The following is a 17,743-nucleotide window of genomic DNA, read 5'->3' on the forward strand; positions in this document are numbered from 1 at the left end:
CTACTCGCCCCGCCTCTTCGTCCCGCGCATCGGCGCGTGGGTCCAGGGATCGTCCGGCCAGGGGTGCCTGGGGTAGCGGCCCCGCAGGTCCTTGCGGACCTCGAAGTACGAGGAGTTCCAGAACGACCTCAGGTCCTGGGTGACCTGCACGGGCCGCCCGGCAGGGCTCAGCAGGTGCAGCAGCACGGGCGTCCGGCCCCCGTTCACGGTCGGCGTCTCGGCGAGGCCGAACAGTTCCTGCAACTTCACGGCGAGGACGGGCGGGCCGCCTTGGTGGTACGTGAGCCGGATGCGCGAGCCGGTGGGAACGGTGAGGTGCGTGGGCGCCAGCTCGTCGAGCCGTGCCGGAAGCGGCCAGGGGAGGAGCGCGCCCAGGGCCGGGACGAGGTTCACCCTCTTCAGGTCCTCGCGGCTGCGGACGCCTTCCAGATGGGGGCCGAGCCAGTCCTCCAGGGTGTCGAGGAGGGCCGGGTCGGAGAGGTCGGGCCACTCGGTCTCCTCGGGTCGCCAGCGTCGCAGGGACTCCACGCGGGCGCGCAGGGCCTCGGCCTCGGGGGTCCAGTTCAGGAGGTGCGGACCCTCGGAGCGGATGGCCCCGGCGACGGCCTCCACCCGCGCCCCATGCGGCAGGTCACGCAGGGGCCGTGCGTCGAGCACGAGGGCGCCGACGTGCCTCTCCCGCTGCGCGACGAGGGTCCCGGTGCGGGCGTCCCAGCGCACCAGGTCCCGTGTCCCCGCCCGTTCGTCCAGCACGGCGGGGTCGAGGGGCGCGGCGAGGTGGATGCGGCCTTCCCCCGTCCCCTTCCAGCTCACGGCGTCGAGGTGGGCGACGGCGAGGGCGGGGCTGCCCGCGAGCGGGTCCCCCTCCGGCAGCCGGGCGCCCTGCCCGCCCGCGAGGAGGTAGCGGCCCCCTCCCCCCTCCCGGCTCAACGCCACCCGCTCGGGGTAGGCGAGGGCGACCAGCCGCCCCACCGCGAAGGCGTCGGGGGGTGTGTCGTCGGGCCGGACGCGCAGGGCCGCGCGCCACTGGCGCGACAGGCGCTCGGCGCGCTCCAGCACGGCGACCTCTTCCCCACCCCGTTCTCGCCGCCGCCACGCCCGCAGCGCCGCCACCCGGTCCGCGAGGTCCGCCCCGGCTCCGCTGCCGAGGGGGTCACGTTCCTCCAGCAGGGCGGCCACGTCGGCGGCGAGGGCGCCCAGGCCGAGCGCCGCCCCGTCGTGCAAGAGGTGCGCGAGGCGGGGGTGGGTGGGCAATTCGAGGAGGGCCGCGCCGCGCCCGGTGATGCGGCCCGCGTCGTCCAGGGCGTCGAGGTCCCGCAGCAGGCTCCGGGCGACGGTCACGCGCGGCTCGGGGGGCGGGTCCAGCCAGGCGAGCGTCCGGGGGTCGGGGGCGCCCCACCCGGCGAGTTCGAGGGTGAGGGGGGCGAGGTCGGCCTCCTGGATTTCGGGGGGGCGGGCGGCGGGCAGCAGGGCGTGGGTGCGCTCGCTCCAGAGGCGGTAGGCGGTGCCCGGCGCGGTGCGTCCTGCCCGGCCCGCCCGCTGCTCGGCGGCGTCGCGCGTGACCCGTTCCGTCACCATGCGGGTGAGGCCGGTGCCGGGGTCGAAGCGTTGCGTCCGGCTGAGCCCGCCGTCCACCACCACGCGCACGCCCGCCAGCGTCAGGCTCGTCTCCGCGATGGAGGTCGCCAGCACGACCTTGCGCCGCCCGGCAGGATCGGGGACGAGGGCGCGGCGCTGCTCGGCGAGGGGCAGGTCGCCGTAGAGGGGGAGCACGACCGCGTCTATGTCGGCGAGGGCCGCCTGCGCCCCGCGAATCTCGCGCACACCGGGCAGGAAGGCGAGGAAGTCCCCCTCGGGGTGGGCCGCCAGCGCCTCGCGCACCGCCCGGGCCACGGTGTCCTCTACGCGGCCAGCGGGGTCGGCGTTCAGGTAACGCACCTCCACCGGGTAGGCCCGCCCCGCGCCCTGCACCAGGGGTGCGTCGAGCCGCCCGGGGAGGGCCGGGTCGAGGGTCGCGCTCATCACGAGGACGCGCAGGTCGTCACGCAGGGCGCCCTGCACCTCGCGCAGCAGGGCCAGGGCGAGGTCGGCGTTCAGCGAGCGTTCGTGGAACTCGTCGAGGATGACGAGGCCGACGCCGTGCAGTTCCGGGTCGTGTTGCAACCGGCGGGTAAGGATGCCCTCGGTGACGACCTCGATGCGGGTGCGGGAGGACACGCGCGACTCGAAGCGGACCCGGTAGCCCACCGTCTCCCCGACCTCCTCGCCCAGCCCCTCGGCGAGCCGGGCCGCGACCGCCCGCGCCGCCACCCGCCGGGGCTGGAGCATCACGATGGTCTGGCCCGCCAGCCAGGGCTCGCTCAGGAGTTCGAGGGGGAGGCCGGTGCTTTTCCCTGCCCCGGGCGGCGCCTGAAGCACGACGAGCGGGTGCCGGGCAAGCGCCGCGCGCAGCTCGGGCAGCACCTCCAGGGCGGGGAGGTCGGAGAGGGTCACAGGGGGCATGGTAGCGGGAGCCGAGTCGGGCGGTCAGGGTGCGACGCTTCGTCCACCACCGGGCGGGAGACTTTCAGAGAACGGCCCTCACCGGGGCCGTGGATCGGTCTCCAGGATGGACATGCTGTGCTGGTCCACCCACGCGCCCTGCCAGTACAGGGCGTCCCGCTGCGTGCCCTCATGCACGAAGCCGCACTTCTCGTAGACATGCCGGGCACGCGGATTAAAGGCGTACACGCCCAGGCTGATTCGGTGGAGCCCGACCACGTCGAAGCCGTACTGTACAGCCGCCCGGGTGGCCTCGGTGCCGTAGCCCTGCCCGACGACAGCCGGGCTGTTCAGCGCGATGCGGAAGTTCATGCTGCGGTTGTCCCGGTCCAGCAGGTTCAGCACGACCTCGCCCAGGTACACGTCGTCCGACGAGCGGAGGATGGCCCAGTCGGCGCGGTCGTCCGCCCCGGTGATCCTTCCCAGGAAACGTTCCACGTCCTCACGGGTGAAGCTGCCGTGAGTCCCGGTGAGCCGCATGAACTCCTCGTGCTGGAGTCCGTCCATCACGTGGTCGAGGTGCTCGGCGCCCAGGGGTACGAGGCGGAGACGGGCGGTGGTCAGGGAAGCCGGTGGGACGAGCGCGGCGGTGGAGATCATGACCGACGTTCTATCAACGTCCGGTGGCACTCGACCTTGGGCCAGGTGGCCTAACCCGGGGTGGCCGGACGAGGAGGCAGGGGATCCGGACGAAGCCGTGGGCGAGACCCGTCACGATCTCTCTCCACATTCCGCGCTCAGCCCGGCAAGGCCCAGCACGTCCCGCAGATCGCCCAGCACCGCGTCGGGCACCTCCCCCTCCAGCGGGTGCCCGGTGGGGAGGTAGGCAGCGCGGAGCCCCACCTGCTGCGGCCCCCACACGTCGTTGCGGGGCGAGTCACCCACGAACCAGGCGTCCGCCACGCCGACACCGAGACGACCCAGGGCGAGGGTGTAGATGGCGGGGTCAGGTTTGCTCAGACCCACTCCCCTGCTGATGACTACATCGTCCACCAGCCCGGCGAGGCCGGTGCGCTCCAGGCAGGCGGTCTGCGCCTCCACCCAGCCGTTCGTCACGACGCCGACCAGAACGCCGCGCCGCCGCAACTCCCGCAGCACGTCATGGGCGTGGAGCATGGCGACGGGGGCGGCGAGCGAGTGTGCCGAGAAGTCGTCGAGGAGCGTCTGCGGGTCGTGCGTCAGGGCGAACTCGCTCACGAGGAGGGGAATGACCTCGCGCTTGGGACGGTAGCCGAGGTCGTCGAGCACGGTGAACCGTTCGGCGTACCCGTCCGGCAACCCGTGCCGCTCCATATGCCCGGCGAGCCAGCCACGCACCGTTGCGGCCCGGTCGTGTAGCGTCCCGTCGAGGTCGAAGAGGACGGCCTTCAAACACTGCTCCGGTGCTTATGAAACGCCGCGCCCAGCGCCTCCACCTCCTCGTGGATCAGGGCGGTGTTGATCCCCACGGCGGCAGTCATCCCGCTCGCGGCGGCGTTCACGACGTACTGGGGCGCCCCGACGAGGTCACCGGCCGCGAAGATGCCCGGCACGCTGGTCTCCCCGCGCTCGTCCACGATCACCCGGCCCCTGGCATTCAGGGCGCAGTCTAAAGAAGCGGGCAGGGTGCTCCCGGGTGTCTGCTCCGGGCTGAGGAAGAGGGCGTGGAGGAGACGGGTTTCCCGGGAACGCAGGTGGAGGCACAGCCGGTCCCGCCCCGTCAACCGGGCGAGCGGCGCCGTGACGACCCCGACCCCCAGCCGGGCGAGGTCCCGGCGCTGCACGCCCGTCAGGCCGTCGGGTCCGTCGGTGAAGAGGGTGACCCACTCCGACCACGCACGCATGTTGAGGGCGAGGTGGTGCCCGGCGTCCCCGACCCCCAGCACCCCGAGCGGGCGGCCCCGGTGCTCCCAGCCGTCGCAGTACGGGCAGTGGTGGACGAGGTGGCCCCAGCGTTCGCGCAGCCCCGCGACCGGGGGCAACACGTCCCGCACCCCGGAGGCGAGGAGCAGGCGGCGCCCCAGGGCCCACCCCCCGTCGTGCCGCACCGCGAAGCCCTCCGGCAGCCGCCTCGCCTCCCGCGCCACTCCCGCACGCACCGTCACCGGGTACGGGGCGAGGTCGGCGAGCGCCCGGGCCTTGAGGTCCAGGGGGCGGATCCCGTCGCGGGTGAGCAGCCCGTGAGCCTCCCCCGCCGGGGCGTTGCGGGGCGGGCCGCCGTCGAGGAGGAGAACCTTGCGCCGGGCCCGCCCCAGCACGAGGGCCGCGTTCACGCCCGCCGCCCCGGCCCCGACCACGATCACGTCGAAGGTCTCCATGCTCAGGCCCCGCGCGGCCCGGGCCGCACGCTCACGTCGGGCAGGGTGGCGTCGCGCGGCGCCTCCAGCACGAAGCGGATGGTGGAGGCGACCGTCGCCGGGTCGATGAACTCGCCGGGATCGTAGGGGGCGCCCTCCTGTGTCCGCACCTTCTGCTGCATGGGGGTGGCGGTGCGGCCCGGGTAGACGGTCGTCACCCGCACGCCGTGCCGGGCCTCCTCGTCGCGCAGGGCGTCGGCGAGGGCCCTCAGGGCGAACTTGCTCGCCGCGTAGCTGCTCCACTCCGGGTTCGCCCGCAGCCCGGCGCCGCTGTTCACGAAGACGACGGTGCCCCGCTCGGCCCGCACGCGCGGCAGCAGCAGGCGAGTGATCTCGGCGGGAGCGACCACGTTCACCGCGAGGGTGTGCGTCCAGACCGCGTGCCCCTGCTCGGCGACGGCGCCCAGCTCCACGACCCCCGCGTTGTGGATCACGTTCGTCACCCGCCCGAGGTCCGCGAGGGCCGCCTCGAAGGTCTCCGGGTGGGTCAGGTCGAGCGTGAGCGGACTCGCCCCGCCGAGTTCGGCACACAGAGCCGCGAGCCGTCCCTGGTCTCGTCCCTGGAGGATCAGGCTGTGCATCCCCGCCAGTTCCCGCGCGAGCGCCGCTCCGATCCCGCCCGTCGCCCCGGTGATCAGCGTCACGGGTCTGTCTGGAGCCGTCATGCCCGGCAGGCTAACGCATCACCCGCGAGTCGAAATACCGCTCCTGGAACCACACGGCCTTCATGATCTCCCCATCCGTGGGGCTCGCCCCTTCCCGCACCACGACCAGTTTGTCCTCCAGGTCGTCCGCGCGGACGATCAGGGCGGCGACGACCCCCTCCACCTCCCGGACGGGCCCGGGCCAGCCCAGCAGATAGGCGTCGATGGGCTCGCCGTCGCCGCTGACCGTTCCGGGGAGTTCGCCGGAGTTGACTCCGTACACGAGGTTCGGCCAGCGCGGGTGGACGCTTCCCAGCGGGCGGTCCACGACCACGCGTACCCGCCGCCCGAGGAAGGGGGTGAGGTCGGGCCTCAGAACCTCGCGCGGGCCTGGAGGTCGGTGAGCCCGACCTGCTCACCCGCCAGGCTGTCGCCCTCCACCGCCCGCACCCCGAAGTAGCCGTGTCCCCCGCGCGCGGCGGTGTCGAGGGCCGCGCCCGAGAGCGCGAAGTTCACGCCCACACCCGGGGTCAGTGGTAAGGTGCCGACCGCCTGGGCCGCCTCCCCCGCCGCCTCGCACGCGACCACGGCACCGAGGGACGTGCAGGTGCCCGGGAGGTCGTTCAGGCTGGAACGGACGTAGACGCCTACCTGCCGCAGGGTCCCACCGTTCGCCCGGTAGGTCGCCCTGCCCGTCAGGCTGAGACGCTGGAGGGCGGAGGGCAGGGACGCCCCGGCGAGCGCGTCCTGCCGCAGGTAGATCACCCGGCCCTGCGCCGCCGCGCTCGCCGGGAGGTCGAGCGTCACGTCGGGCAGGGCGACGGGGGGCGTGGGAATGACGCCGCAGGACGTTACCGCCAGCATGACGCCTCCCAGGGTGAGCCGCCACCCGGTCCCCCTGCCCGCGCGCCCACCTTCTGCTCGTCGTGTCATGGGCGGAGTGTAGAGCGTGGGGCCCTCACGCGGGCGGGGGCCCCCCTCCCCTCCCCCCATTTCAAAAGCCGCTGCCGCCCCCTGCTACCCTGCCCGGATGACGAAGGCGAGCAAACAGGCGAGCGTGACCCTCAAACCGGGCGCGGTGCGGCGTGTCGCGGGCCGCTATCCGTTCGGACACGCCGGGGACATCGAGAAGGCCGACGCCGGGATCAACCCGGGGCAGGTCGTGGACGTGCGGGGACCGGACGGCAAGCTCGTCGGGCGCGGGTACTTCAACCCGGAGGGCGCCACTCCGCTGCGGATGCTGACCTGGACGCGCGAGGAGATCGACCTGAACTTCTACCGCGCGCGGGTGCGGGCGGCGCTGGCGCGGCGGGCGGGCCGGATTCAGGACACCGACGCCCTGCGGGTGCTGCACGCCGAGGCGGACGGGCTGCCCGGCGTGATCGCCGACCGCTTCGGGGACGTGCTGGGGGTGCAGCTTCGCAACGCGGGGGTGGAGCGCCACCGCGACCTGATCCTGCGGGCCCTGCGCGAGGAGACGGGGGCGAGTGCCGCCTTCGAGCGCAGCGACACGGGCGAGCGCCGCCGGGAGGGGCTGGCCCTCCGCACGGGCACCCTGTGGGGCGACGTGCCGGAGCGCGTGACCTTTCACGAGGACGACCTCGCCCTGCACTTCAATCCCCTCGACGCGCAGAAGACGGGCTTTTTCCTCGACCAGCGCGACAACCGCCGATTGATGCGCTCCCTCGTGCGGCCCGGCGAGGGTTTTCTCGACGTGTACTCGTACACTGGGGGCTTCAGCCTGCACGCGGCGCGGGCGGGGGCGAGACCTGTCGCGCTCGACAAGGATGACAAGGCCCTCGGGGTGCTGGAGCGCGAGGCGCGCGAGAACGGGGTGGAGGTCGGCGTGCGCTGGGGGGACGCGCTGGAGACGCTGACGGCCCTGGAGCGCGAGAAACGCACTTTCGGCGCGGCGGTGTTCGACCCGCCGACCCTCGCCAAGCGCCGGGAGGACGTGCCGCGCGCCAAGCGCATCTTCACGGACGGCACGGCCCGCGCCCTGCGGATGCTGCGGCCCGGCGGCCACCTCCTCGTGAGCACCTGCGCCCACTACCTCCGGGTGGACGACCTCCTCGACGCCGCTCGGGTGGCCGCCGGGGAGGCCGAGTGCGACGCCGAGGTCGTGACCGTGACCTACCAGCCCGCCGACCACCCGCACCTGCTGAGCGTGCCCGAAAGCCTCTACCTCAAGAGCCTGCTCCTGCGCAAGGAGGCGTGACGGGGGGAGGAGGAGGGGGAGGAGCCGCGCGGGCCACCTCCCCCTCCTCCTCCCGGCCCACCCTCAGGCGGGGTCGGCTTCCTCGACGGCGACGGCCTCCAGGGCGCCGGGATCGAGCAGGGTGACCCCCTGGGCCGTGGAGCGCAGGACGCCCCTGTCCTCCAGCCGCCGCAGGACGCGGGCGACGGTCTCGCGGCTGCTGCTCACGCGCTGCATGATGTCGTGGGGAGTCAGCGGCAACTCCTGGGGGTTCGGCACGCCGGCCCGCACGCGCTGCTGGTGGAGGTGCGAGAAGACGTGCGCCAGGGCTGACTCCGTGTTCTGCCCGAAGGCGATCAGCTCGTCGTTGAGGACAGTGACGCGCTCGGCGAGCAGGGCGGCGAGGTTCCACAACACGCGCGGGTGGCGCTTCAGGATGGCCTCGAAGTGGTCGCGGTAGAGCATCAGCGTCCGCACCTCGGTCAGGGCGCGTACGGTCGCGCTGCGCTCCCGGCGCGAGAGCACGGCGGTCTCACCCACCACGCCGGGCGCGTAAAGGTCGCCCATCACGCGCTCGCGGGTGCCCAGGCTGACCCGGCTGACGCGCACGACCCCGCTGACGATGAGGTGCAGGGCCTCGCCGGGAGCGTCCTGCTCGATCAGCACCCGGCCGGGCGGGAAGGTCTGCTCGGTGACAGCCCGGGCTGCCTCACGCACGGCGTCGTCGGGGACGTTCTGGAAGAGTGGGGAGCGTTGAAGATCGTCCAGGCGCGACATCCGCGTCATGCTAGAGCATCCCCCGCCGCCGGTCTGGAAGGCGTGACAGCTTCGGCCCCGGTTCAGACCTCCCCCCGAACCCAGGAACGATGAAGGTCGTTAAAAACTCTTCATGTAAGAAATCTTTCAAAGGTCGTCGACCACGATGCCCGTGAAGGGGTGTGCCGTCCCGGGGGCGGAGATGCCCCCTTCCCGAAAGGAGCAGCATGAAGCCTAGAATTCTGGTTCAAACGGCCCTGGCGATGACGACGGCGGCGCTGATCGCGGGTTGCTCGCAGTCGCCCGGCGCCCCGGCGGCCCAGGTGGACCGCCCGGCCTACATCATGAGCGTGCCCGTCACCACGGCGCAGACCCAGGGGGACGTGGAGGGGCGCTACGGCGGCCAGGTCGTCGAGTGGAACGCGGGCGAGGGGTACGCCGTCGTGGGGCTGGACGCCCGCGCGGCGAAGGCCCAGAACCTGCGCGCACAGGCACTTGGAACCGGGCCCGTCGCCGAGCCCAACCTCAATCAGTTCCAGGGGGGCGCGCTGGCGCTGATGGCGGGCAGCCGCAGCATGTGGATGGGCGGCGAGTGGCAGGCCTGGGCGGGCGGTTCCCGGAGCATGTGGATGGGCGGGCTCTACGGCCCCATCATCCAGAACAGTCAGCCCCTCCAGCAGATCAAGCTGGAGAGCGCCCACAAGCTCGCCCCGAACCTGGGCGCGGGCGTGAAGGTGGCGGTCATCGACACGGGCATCGACCTTGCCCACCCCGCTTTCAACGGCGCCCTCGCCCCCTCGGGCGAGTGGAAGGACTTCTACGGCAACGACAACCTGCCGCAGGAGGAGGGCACCCTCGGGGTCGGCGGGTACGGCCACGGCACGGCGGTCGCCAGCATCGTCTTGCAGGTCGCGCCCAAGGCGACGATCCTGCCGCTGCGTGTCCTGGGCCCGAACGGGGAAGGCGACACGCTCCAGGTCGCCAACGCCATTCGGTACGCCGTCACCAAGGGGGCGAGGGTCATCAACCTCAGCCTGGGCAGCACCACCAGGTCCGACACTGTCCAGACCGCCGTGAAGACGGCTACGGACGCGGGGGTCCTGGTCGTGTCCTCAGCGGGCAACGACAACACGCCGGTCATCACCTACCCGGCGATGACCGCCAACGACAAGGGCATCCTGGGCGAGCGCAGCCTCAGCGTGGGCAGCGTGAACAGCCTCGACCTCAAGTCCTCGTTCTCCAACTACGCGCCCGACCTCGAACTCAGCGCGCCGGGCGAGAACATCTACGCGGCGGGGCCGGGGGGCCTGCTGGTCGCGTGGAGCGGCACGTCGATGGCGGCGCCGATGGCGGCGGGTGGGCTGGCGCTCGCCCTCGGGCAGACGCTCGCGGTGGACATCAGGGACGTCACGAGGAAGATGGCCGAGAACGGCTTCGATCTGTACGCGGGCGGGCTCAACTCGGCTTACAAGGACAGGCTGGGCAAGCGGCGCCTCGACCTCGACCTGTTCCTGAGGAACACCATCAAGTACTGAGAGCACGTACGGAGAGGCGGTGACGAAGAGGACGGGGAGGCGCTTCCCCGTCTTCTCGTCTGTCGGGGCACGTCAAGCCCGGGGGGAGAACATGGCCCCGTGTCAGGGCCGCTCGACGGAATGGGGAAGGTGGCCCCACGTCGTCGATGCCAGCCCGCCCGTCTTCATGCGGGTGGATTTTCCTCAACCACTGCGGGGCGAAACGGGGTCTGCCCCGCCGGTCGCCCGTTCGTAGAACCCGCCTGGGCAGCGGGGCCGAACACCGGAGCCCGGCCCGCTGCGCTACAGTTCCCCGCGTGACTTTCCCGGCCCCCGGCGCAGTCCCCGCCCTCTTCGCCCGCGACCTGCGCCACGGGTTCGGCGGGGTGGAGGTGCTGCACGGCGTCACGCTCGGCGTCGGCGCGGGCGAGGTCGTCGCCGTGACTGGGCCCAGCGGCAGCGGCAAGAGCACCCTGCTTCACCTCCTGGGGGGCCTGGACACCCCCCGGGACGGCGAGGTGTGGTGGGCGGGCGAGCGGGTGGACACCCTGGGCACCCAGGCCCGCGCGGGGCGGCGGGCAGGCCGGGTCGGGCTGGTCTTCCAGCACCACTACCTCCTCGAAGACCTCAGCGTGCTGCACAACGTCCTCGTCCCCGCGCTCCTCACCGGGCAGGACGGCGCCGCGCGGGCCCGGACCCTGCTCGCGCGGGTGGGGCTGGCGGGCCGCGAGCGGGACCTGCCGGGGGTCCTGAGCGGCGGCGAGCGTCAGCGGGTGGCCGTCGCCCGCGCGCTCGCCTCCCGCCCCGCCGTGGTCCTCGCCGACGAGCCCACCGGCAGCCTCGACCGCGCCAACGCGGAGGTCGTGGCCGGGCTGCTCCTCGACCTTGCCCGCGAGGACGGCGCCGGGGTCCTCCTCGTCACGCACGACGAGCGGCTGGCGGCGCGGGCCGACCGGGCGCTGCACCTGCTCGACGGGCGGATCGAGGAGGGGGAGGCGGGTTAGAAGGAGTTCAGACCGTGGCTCTCGGGCCCGGAGATGACTCCTCCGGGCCCTGTACTCCGGACTCCCCCGTCAGAAAGCGAAGTGCTCAGGCCGAGAACGGCCAAAATACTGTTTCTCTCGTCGAATGGGCGAGTTCTTTGGCAGCGCCAGGATTCCAGCGAGCCAATCCATGAGATCAGGCAACACCGAACCTTCGACGTAGATACGGGCTGCCTGACCGACACCACTGGGTACGGCGCCAGCACGCACGTAAAGCCGCTCGTAGCCCACATTCGCGTTCGGCGGCCAGAAGTGGGCGTCAAAGAAGATGCCTCCCGCCCCGTGAATGAGATGGGTGTCTATTTTGATGTCCGCCTCGGTAAGTGCCCGCTCAAGGGTCGAGGACTTCAGAATGAAGCTCATCCCCTTCGGCAGCGGCCCTTTCTCGATCCTCACCACCCGGCTCGCGCGTACACGTCCGGCAGCGCGGGGGTGAGGCCGAACTCGCGCGCCGCCCGCTGCGGCCAGTGGGGGTCGCGCAGGAAGGCGCGAGCGAGGGCGACGAGGTCGGCGGCGCCCTCGTGGAGGATGCCCTCCGCCTGGGCGGGGGTGTCGATCATGCCCACCGCCATCGTGAGCAGGTCGGGCACCTCGCGCCTGACCCGGGCGGCGAAGGGCGTCTGGTAGAGCGGGCCGGGGGTGATCTGCTGCACGGGCGTGAGGCCGCCGCTGCTCACGTCGAGCACGTCCACCCCCTCGAAGCGCAGGAGGTTCGCCAGGGCGACGGTCTGGTCCAGGTCCCAGCCGCCGGGCGCCCAGTCGGTCGCGCTGACGCGCACGAAGAGGGGCAGGTGCATCGGCCACGCCGTCCGCACGGCCCGCACGACCTCCAGCAGGAAGCGCGTCCGGTTCTCGAAGGAGCCGCCGTACTCGTCCGTGCGCGCGTTGGCGAGGGGCGAGAGGAACTGGTGGAGGAGGTAACCGTGCGCGGCGTGAACCTCGACCACGTCGAAGCCCGCCATCTGCGCGCGGCGGGCGGCGACCGCGAAGTCGGCGGTCACCCGGCGGATGTCGTCCACGGTCAGGGCGGTGGGGTGCGGGTAGAAGACGTTGTAGGCCTCGTCGCTGGGGCCGATCACCGGCCAGCCTCCCGCCTCGGCGGGCACCACGCCCCGGCCGCGCCACGGGGCATAGGTGCTCGCCTTGCGGCCCGCATGGGCGAGCTGCACCCCGATCAGCCCGCCGTAGCGGTGCACGAAGTCGGTGATGTGCCCCAGCGGCACGATCTGCTCGTCGGTCCACAGCCCCAGGTCCTCGGGGCTGATGCGGCCTTCCGGGGACACGGCCGTCGCCTCGGTGAAGATCAGCCCGGCCCCACCGAGCGCGAACTGCCCCAGGTGGGTGAGGTGGAAGTCGTTCGCCAGCCCGTTCTGGGCGCTGTACATGCACATGGGCGAGACCACCGCGCGGTTGGGAAGCGTCAGGCTGCGGAGCCTCAGCGGCGTGAACAGCAGGGGGGTGGTCGTGTCCCCGCCGGACGTGGGGGTCGTGGCGGTCACGGTGGTGCCGGGCTGGGTCATGCCTCCGAATCTAGCCACCCCCGCGCAGGTGCGCCAGATGGCGGACGCTTCATGAGGGGGCGGCGGCGAAGCTGAGGACATGGAACTCCGCGACAGTCTGAATGGCATCGGCCCCACACAACTGCAGGGCTTCTTCGAGGGGTGGCCGAACCCGCCCTCGCCGGGGACGCTACACCGCCTCCTCGCGCAGTCGTACCGCGTCTCGCTCGCCGTGGACGGGCAGGGCCGGGTCGTGGGCATCGCCCAGGCGATCAGCGACGGGGTGCTCACCGCTTTCATCCCCCTGCTCGAAGTCCTGCCGGAGCACCGGGGGCGGGGGCTGGGCCAAGCCCTGATGCGTCATCTGCTTGGACAGCTGGAACACCTGTACGCGGTGGACCTGAGCTGCGACGACGACCTCGTGCCGTTTTACGAGCGGCTGGGATTCAGGAAGGCCAACGCGATGGTCCTGCGGAACTACGCCCTCCAGAACGGGGCGCCTGCGGATCAGGGCTGACCGGAACGCCGGACGAGGCGCAGGCTCATGCGGAGCCCGCCTCTCCGAGAGGCAACGCCTGGGGGGGCAGACGCTCCGGCGCTCCAATCCGTTCCCCCGCTCCTCAACTGCTCGCGCTCGTGTAGCTTCCCACCGCCTTGAGCCAGAACAGCCGCGCGCCCACGAAGAACACGGCGGCGACGAGCGGCGAGGCGAGGGCGAGGGCGGGCGTGAGTTCCCCGGTGAGCGCCTGCGCGGGCACCGTCGTGATGAAGGCGACGGGCACGACGAAGGTGAGGAACGCGCGGATGGGGAGCGGGAAAGCCGTGACCGGAAAGCGGGCCGCGCCGAAGACGCCGTTGAACAGTTCGGTGACGTTCTGCGTCTTCACGAACCAGAAGGCGGTGGTCGAGAGCACGAGCCAGATGCAGTACACGATGACGAGCGCGGAGGCGTACAGCGCGGCGGCCCCCAGCACTCCGGCGAGGGTCACGGTGAGGTGCGAGGCGGCGTAGACGGTCAGGCCCAGACCGATCAGGAGGTCGGTCACCCGCAGGACGTTCATGTTGCGGGTGCTCACCCCGAACTGCGCGTCGATGGGCTTGAGGAGGGTGAAGTCCATGCTGCCCGTGCGCACCGCCTCGGCGATCTTGGAGAGGTTGGGCTGGATGAACACGCTGATGAAGCCCTCGGTGAGCGTGAAGAGCCCCACGACGAGCAGCGCCTCGTGGAAGGACCAGCCCCCCACGGCGGTCGTCCCCGGCTGCCCGAACAGCACCGCGATCCCCAGCAGCGCCACGCCCACCTCGCCCAGGGAGGCGAGCACGGCCCCCACGAAGTTCGCCCGGTATTCGAGCTGCGCGGCGAGGGTCGCGCCCGTGAAGATGCGGATGAGGCGGAGGTAGCGGGTCACCCGTGCCCCCGGCGCGGTGAGTGGGAAGTGGTGAGTGGTGCGTGGAAAAAGACAGGCCCCCGATCCACGAACCACTGACCACTCACCACTGACCGTCCCCTCACGCTCCCACCGCCCCGTATTTCCGCAGGCCCCGGCGCCACACGGCCAGCCGCAGGGCCCAGAAGACGACCAGCCAGAGAGTCAGGACGAGGGCCCCCCGTCCGGCGTCGCCCAGCGTCGCTTTCCCGGCGAGAAGCTGCGCGGGGAGACCGAGCATGTAGGGGAAAGGCGTCCAGACCGCCACGCGCTGCACCCACTCGGGATAGAAGGCGAGGGGCGCGAACATCCCGCCCAGCGCGGCATAGACGAGCCACACGACCTCCTGAAAACTCGTGCTCGATTCCGTCCAGAAGGCGAGCAGCCCAATGGTGTACTCCCACAGGAAGCGGGCGCAAAAGCCCAGGAAGGCGAGGCCGAGGGCGGCGAGGTAGGCGGTGGGGTTGGTGGTGAACCGTGCCCCGGCGAGCCACGCGAAGAGGGCGACGAGGCCGAGCAGGGCGGGAAAGCGCACCACCCGCTCGGCGAGGTGGCTGGCGTACCACATCCACAGGGGATCGAGGGGGCGCAACAGCTTCGGGGACAGGGTGCCCTGCCGGATGTCGAGGTCGAGTTCCCAGGCCACCCAGACGACCATGAGTTGCGAGATCAGCCAGGTCGAGAGGAAGTAGGTGGCGAACTCGGCGGACGAGTACCCGCCGATCTGCCCACCGGGCGCGTTTCCTGCCTGCGCCATCCACACGAGCATCATCACCAGGCTGAGGGTTCCCGAGAGCATCCAGATGACGATCTCGGCGCGGAACTCGGTCATCTCGGCGAACTGGGTGGCGAAGAGGGTGCGGACCTTGCGCCAGGTGGCGGTCATGGGAGGCCTCCGCTGGGGTCGTGGGCTGGCGGATGCGGGAAAGGAAGGGGGACCGTCCTCCACCCCTTCACGCTCCCACCGCCCCATACCGCCTGAGTCCCCGCCGCCACACGGCCAGCCGCAAGACCCAGAAGACGGCCAGCCAGAGGGCGAGGACGAGGGCGCCCCGTCCGGCGTCACTCAACGTCGCCTTGCCCGCCAGGAGTTGCGAGGGCAGGCCGAGCATGTAGGGGAAGGGCGTCCAGACGGCGACCCGCTGCACCCACTCGGGGTAAAAGGCGAGGGGCGCGAACATCCCGCCCAGCGCGGCGTACACGAGCCACACGACCTCCTGGAAGCTGGTGCTCGACTCGGTCCAGAAGGCGAGCAGGCCGAGGCAGTACTCCCACAGGAAGCGGGTGTTGAAGCCCAGGAAGGCGAGGCCGAACGCGGTGAGGTAGGCGGCGGGGTCGGTCGTGAGGCGGGCGCCCGCGATCCACGCGAAGAGGGCCGCGAGCGCGAGCAGGGCGGGCAGCCGCACGATCCGCCCGGCGAGATGGTCCATGTACCGCAGCCACAGCGGATCGAGGGGCCGCAGCAGTTTGGGCGAGAGGGTCCCCTGCCGGATGTCGAAGTCAAGGTCGAAGGCGACCCAGACGACGAGAAGCTGTGACATGACCCAGGTGGCGAGGAAGTACCCCGCGAACTCCTGGGGGCTGTACCCGCGAATCTGCCCGCCCGGCGCCGCCGAGGCCTGCGCCATCCACACCAGCATCATCACGAGGCTGAGGGTGCTCGACAGCATCCAGATCATGACCTCCGCCCGGTACTCGGTCATCTCGGCGAACCCGGCGGCAAAGAGAGTGCGGAGCTTGCGCCAGGTCATTGGGTGCCGCTTTCGGCGGGCGGCTTGTGGAAGGGGACCCTCCCCATAGGCCATCCGCGACGAACCATCAGCCTACACACGCTCCACCTCCCGCCCCCGCCCGAACAGTTGCCCCATCACCTGCTCGATGGGCGGGTCCTCCACCGTCAGGTCGGCGACGTCGAGGTCGGCGAGGAGGCGCGCGGCCCGCACGCTCACCTCGGCGCGGGGGACGGTGAGTTCGGCGCTCAGGCCGTCCACGCGCACGTCCGAGCCGTAGCGGGCGAGGTGGGCCTCGGTGACGGGCTGGCGCAGTTGCAACCTCACGGTCTTGCCCGCGCTTCCCTGGGCGGCGAGGTGGGCGAGGTCGCCGTCGAAGACGAGTTCGCCCCGGTCGATCACGAGGATGCGGCGGGCGAGGGCCGTCACGTCGGCCATGTAGTGACTCGTGAGGATCACGGTGGCCCCATACCGCTCGTTGTAGTCGCGGATGAAGGCGCGCACCGACTCCTGCATGTTCACGTCGAGGCCGATGGTGGGCTCGTCGAGGAAGAGCACCCGGGGGCGGTGGAGCAGGGCGGCGGCGAGTTCGCACTTCATCCGCTCGCCCAGGGAGAGCTTACGGACCTGCTTTTTCAGGATGCCCTCCAGGCCCAGGACCTCGGTGAACTCACGCATGGTGGCGCGGTACTGGGCGTCGGGGATCTCGTAGATCGCCTGGTTGACGAGGAAGGAGTCCAGCGCAGGAAGGTCCCAGATGAGTTGCTGCTTCTGCCCCATAACGAGGGTGATCCTTTTCAGGAAAGCCGCCTCCCGGCGCCGGGGCTCGAAGCCTGCCACCCGCACCTCGCCGCCCGAGGGGTGCAGCAGGCCCGAGAGCATCTTGAGGGTGGTCGTCTTGCCCGCCCCGTTGGGTCCCAGGAAGCCGACCACCTCGCCGGGCTCCAGATCGAAGGACACGCCCCGCACGGCCTCGACCTGGTGGGTCTTGCGCCGCACGAAGGAACGCAGGCTGCCCATGAAGCCCGGCTCCTTGTCGTGGACCGTGTAGCTCTTGCGCAGGGTTCGGACATGCACGGCGGCGTCCGGTATGGATGCTGTCATCTGACCCTCAGGGTAAGGCGGGGGGGCAGGGAGCGAATAGGCGAAATGGCGGGGTTGGAGGGGTGCGGGAGAATGGAGGAACCTTTACCCATCGCCGGGCCGGGTAGATTCGGCTCATGAGGCTCTTCCACCCTCCCCGCAGGGGGACCGCTTGATTCCCTGGGTTCCCCTGGGCCGCGCCCCCATTCCCGGCACCGACCAGTCGCTGTGCCTGTACCGCCGGGGCGAGTTGCCCGAGTATTCGATCCAGATTTCGGGATACGTCAGCGAGCTGATGAACAGCCGCCAGCACGCCTCTGAGGACGCGCTGGCGCACCTGGCCTGCGCCGTGATCGCCGGTCGTTCGTCCCCGCACGTGCTGGTGGGCGGGCTGGGCATGGGCTTCACGCTCGCCGCCGCGCTGGGATCGCTGGGGCCGGGGGCGACGGTGACGGTGGCCGAACTCGTGCCGGAGGTCGTGGAGTGGAATAGGGGCCCCTTGGGCGACTGCGCGGGCCGCCCGCTGGAGGACCCGCGCACCCGCGTGCACGTGGGGGACGTGGCCGAACTGCTGCGGACGCGGGAGGCCGCCTTCGACGCCGTGCTGCTCGACGTGGACAACGGCCCGGAGGGCATGACGCACCAGGCGAATAGCTGGCTGTACTCGCCCGGCGGACTCGCCGCCGCCCGGCGAACCCTGCGCCCCGGCGGCGTGCTGGCCGTCTGGTCGGCCACACCCGACCCGCGCTTCACGAACCGGCTGCGCCGGGCGGGCTTCAGGGTCGAGGTCCGCACCGCCCGCGCCCGCCCCGGCAAGGGCGCGCACCACACGATCTGGCTGGCGCACGCGCCTGCGAGCCATGCCCCGTGGGGCGAACCAGCCCGCAAGTCTGGACGCCCGGCGGGAACGCGGAGCACCTGAGCCGCCCCTTCCGCCTTTTGTGCGTTGCGTGCGCGCGTGTTCCCCCACCAG

The 17,743-nt window shown here is 71.8% G+C and carries 19 protein-coding genes; 5 read left to right on the plus strand and 14 right to left on the minus strand.

Going from position 1 to position 17,743, the window contains the following annotated elements; translation table 11 throughout:
- The 7 genes from hrpB to DAETH_RS08960 form a co-directional block, all read right to left on the minus strand.
- Positions 1-2,502 carry an ATP-dependent helicase HrpB gene (hrpB, locus tag DAETH_RS08930; RefSeq protein ID WP_264774550.1) on the minus strand — a complete coding sequence of 834 codons (2,502 nt, stop codon included), beginning with the start codon at positions 2,500-2,502 and terminating at the stop codon, positions 1-3.
- 78 nt (positions 2,503-2,580) lie between these two features.
- Positions 2,581-3,141 (minus strand): GNAT family N-acetyltransferase, encoded by a 561-nt coding sequence (locus tag DAETH_RS08935; protein WP_264774551.1) that lies wholly within the window; start codon positions 3,139-3,141, stop codon positions 2,581-2,583.
- 111 nt (positions 3,142-3,252) lie between these two features.
- The gene (locus DAETH_RS08940; RefSeq protein ID WP_264774552.1) at positions 3,253-3,912 is read right to left on the minus strand and encodes an HAD family hydrolase; all 660 of its coding nucleotides are present in this window, start codon (positions 3,910-3,912) and stop codon (positions 3,253-3,255) included.
- Positions 3,909-4,838, minus strand: coding sequence for an NAD(P)/FAD-dependent oxidoreductase (locus DAETH_RS08945; protein ID WP_264774553.1), 930 nt, complete (start codon positions 4,836-4,838; stop codon positions 3,909-3,911). Before DAETH_RS08945 ends, DAETH_RS08940 begins: the two co-directional genes overlap by 4 nt.
- A gap of 2 nt (positions 4,839-4,840) precedes the next feature.
- Entirely contained in the window at positions 4,841-5,542 is a 702-nt protein-coding gene (locus tag DAETH_RS08950) for an SDR family oxidoreductase (protein WP_264774554.1), read from the minus strand.
- A 10-nt stretch (positions 5,543-5,552) separates the two neighbouring features.
- Entirely contained in the window at positions 5,553-5,855 is a 303-nt protein-coding gene (locus tag DAETH_RS08955; RefSeq protein WP_264774555.1) for an inorganic pyrophosphatase, read from the minus strand.
- 38 nt (positions 5,856-5,893) lie between these two features.
- Positions 5,894-6,454 carry a hypothetical protein gene (locus DAETH_RS08960; protein WP_264774556.1) on the minus strand — a complete coding sequence of 187 codons (561 nt, stop codon included), beginning with the start codon at positions 6,452-6,454 and terminating at the stop codon, positions 5,894-5,896.
- 97 nt (positions 6,455-6,551) lie between these two features.
- On the opposite strand from DAETH_RS08960, the gene DAETH_RS08965 reads away from it, so the two are divergent.
- The gene (locus tag DAETH_RS08965) at positions 6,552-7,739 is read left to right on the plus strand and encodes a class I SAM-dependent rRNA methyltransferase (protein ID WP_264774557.1); all 1,188 of its coding nucleotides are present in this window, start codon (positions 6,552-6,554) and stop codon (positions 7,737-7,739) included.
- A 63-nt stretch (positions 7,740-7,802) separates the two neighbouring features.
- On the opposite strand, the gene DAETH_RS08970 is transcribed toward DAETH_RS08965, so the two are convergent.
- On the minus strand, positions 7,803-8,495 hold the full coding sequence (locus tag DAETH_RS08970) for a Crp/Fnr family transcriptional regulator (protein ID WP_264774558.1): 693 nt from the start codon (positions 8,493-8,495) through the stop codon (positions 7,803-7,805).
- Positions 8,496-8,701: 206 nt separating this feature from the next.
- Here DAETH_RS08970 and DAETH_RS08975 point away from each other — a divergent pair, with 206 nt between their 5' ends.
- Both DAETH_RS08975 and DAETH_RS08980 read left to right on the plus strand, forming a co-directional pair.
- Positions 8,702-10,009, plus strand: a complete 1,308-nt coding sequence (locus DAETH_RS08975) for a S8 family serine peptidase (protein ID WP_264774559.1) — start codon at positions 8,702-8,704, stop codon at positions 10,007-10,009.
- Positions 10,010-10,305: 296 nt separating this feature from the next.
- The gene (locus DAETH_RS08980; protein WP_264774560.1) at positions 10,306-10,992 is read left to right on the plus strand and encodes an ABC transporter ATP-binding protein; all 687 of its coding nucleotides are present in this window, start codon (positions 10,306-10,308) and stop codon (positions 10,990-10,992) included.
- Between the two features lie 69 nt (positions 10,993-11,061).
- Here the strand turns inward: DAETH_RS08980 and DAETH_RS08985 are convergent, their stop codons facing one another.
- On the minus strand, positions 11,062-11,427 hold the full coding sequence (locus DAETH_RS08985) for a hypothetical protein (RefSeq protein ID WP_264774561.1): 366 nt from the start codon (positions 11,425-11,427) through the stop codon (positions 11,062-11,064).
- Entirely contained in the window at positions 11,424-12,551 is a 1,128-nt protein-coding gene (locus DAETH_RS08990) for an NADH:flavin oxidoreductase/NADH oxidase (RefSeq protein ID WP_264774562.1), read from the minus strand. Before DAETH_RS08990 ends, DAETH_RS08985 begins: the two co-directional genes overlap by 4 nt.
- A gap of 79 nt (positions 12,552-12,630) precedes the next feature.
- Between DAETH_RS08990 and DAETH_RS08995 the strand changes: the two genes are divergently transcribed.
- The gene (locus DAETH_RS08995; RefSeq protein WP_264774563.1) at positions 12,631-13,047 is read left to right on the plus strand and encodes a GNAT family N-acetyltransferase; all 417 of its coding nucleotides are present in this window, start codon (positions 12,631-12,633) and stop codon (positions 13,045-13,047) included.
- Between the two features lie 103 nt (positions 13,048-13,150).
- Here DAETH_RS08995 and DAETH_RS09000 read toward each other — a convergent pair whose 3' ends face one another.
- The 4 genes from DAETH_RS09000 to DAETH_RS09015 all read right to left on the minus strand — a co-directional run bounded on the left by DAETH_RS09000 (position 13,151) and on the right by DAETH_RS09015 (position 16,791).
- Positions 13,151-13,939, minus strand: coding sequence for an ABC transporter permease (locus DAETH_RS09000; RefSeq protein ID WP_264774564.1), 789 nt, complete (start codon positions 13,937-13,939; stop codon positions 13,151-13,153).
- Positions 13,940-14,039: 100 nt separating this feature from the next.
- Positions 14,040-14,843 carry an ABC transporter permease gene (locus DAETH_RS09005; protein WP_264774565.1) on the minus strand — a complete coding sequence of 268 codons (804 nt, stop codon included), beginning with the start codon at positions 14,841-14,843 and terminating at the stop codon, positions 14,040-14,042.
- 67 nt (positions 14,844-14,910) lie between these two features.
- Positions 14,911-15,708: an ABC transporter permease gene (locus tag DAETH_RS09010; protein ID WP_264774566.1), complete on the minus strand. Its 798-nt coding sequence runs from the start codon at positions 15,706-15,708 to the stop codon at positions 14,911-14,913.
- Between the two features lie 72 nt (positions 15,709-15,780).
- Entirely contained in the window at positions 15,781-16,791 is a 1,011-nt protein-coding gene (locus DAETH_RS09015; protein WP_264774567.1) for an ABC transporter ATP-binding protein, read from the minus strand.
- A gap of 151 nt (positions 16,792-16,942) precedes the next feature.
- Between DAETH_RS09015 and DAETH_RS09020 the strand changes: the two genes are divergently transcribed.
- Positions 16,943-17,692, plus strand: a complete 750-nt coding sequence (locus tag DAETH_RS09020) for a spermidine synthase (RefSeq protein ID WP_264774568.1) — start codon at positions 16,943-16,945, stop codon at positions 17,690-17,692.
- Positions 17,693-17,743 lie beyond the last annotated feature (51 nt).

It is taken from the genome of Deinococcus aetherius (assembly GCF_025997855.1).
GTDB classification, from domain to species: Bacteria; Deinococcota; Deinococci; order Deinococcales; family Deinococcaceae; genus Deinococcus; species Deinococcus aetherius.

What these genes read in the sequence shown, in the direction of transcription:
- hrpB (WP_264774550.1), bottom strand. Translation starts at nt 2,502, where the DNA reads ATGCCCCCTGTGACCCTCTCCGACCTCCCCGCCCTGGAGGTGCTGCCC.
- DAETH_RS08935 (WP_264774551.1), bottom strand. Translation starts at nt 3,141, where the DNA reads ATGATCTCCACCGCCGCGCTCGTCCCACCGGCTTCCCTGACCACCGCC.
- DAETH_RS08945 (WP_264774553.1), bottom strand. Translation starts at nt 4,838, where the DNA reads ATGGAGACCTTCGACGTGATCGTGGTCGGGGCCGGGGCGGCGGGCGTG.
- DAETH_RS08950 (WP_264774554.1), bottom strand. Translation starts at nt 5,542, where the DNA reads ATGACGGCTCCAGACAGACCCGTGACGCTGATCACCGGGGCGACGGGC.
- DAETH_RS08960 (WP_264774556.1), bottom strand. Translation starts at nt 6,454, where the DNA reads ATGACACGACGAGCAGAAGGTGGGCGCGCGGGCAGGGGGACCGGGTGG.
- DAETH_RS08965 (WP_264774557.1), top strand. Translation starts at nt 6,552, where the DNA reads ATGACGAAGGCGAGCAAACAGGCGAGCGTGACCCTCAAACCGGGCGCG.
- DAETH_RS08970 (WP_264774558.1), bottom strand. Translation starts at nt 8,495, where the DNA reads ATGTCGCGCCTGGACGATCTTCAACGCTCCCCACTCTTCCAGAACGTC.
- DAETH_RS08975 (WP_264774559.1), top strand. Translation starts at nt 8,702, where the DNA reads ATGAAGCCTAGAATTCTGGTTCAAACGGCCCTGGCGATGACGACGGCG.
- DAETH_RS08990 (WP_264774562.1), bottom strand. Translation starts at nt 12,551, where the DNA reads ATGACCCAGCCCGGCACCACCGTGACCGCCACGACCCCCACGTCCGGC.
- DAETH_RS08995 (WP_264774563.1), top strand. Translation starts at nt 12,631, where the DNA reads ATGGAACTCCGCGACAGTCTGAATGGCATCGGCCCCACACAACTGCAG.
- DAETH_RS09005 (WP_264774565.1), bottom strand. Translation starts at nt 14,843, where the DNA reads ATGACCGCCACCTGGCGCAAGGTCCGCACCCTCTTCGCCACCCAGTTC.
- DAETH_RS09010 (WP_264774566.1), bottom strand. Translation starts at nt 15,708, where the DNA reads ATGACCTGGCGCAAGCTCCGCACTCTCTTTGCCGCCGGGTTCGCCGAG.
- DAETH_RS09015 (WP_264774567.1), bottom strand. Translation starts at nt 16,791, where the DNA reads ATGACAGCATCCATACCGGACGCCGCCGTGCATGTCCGAACCCTGCGC.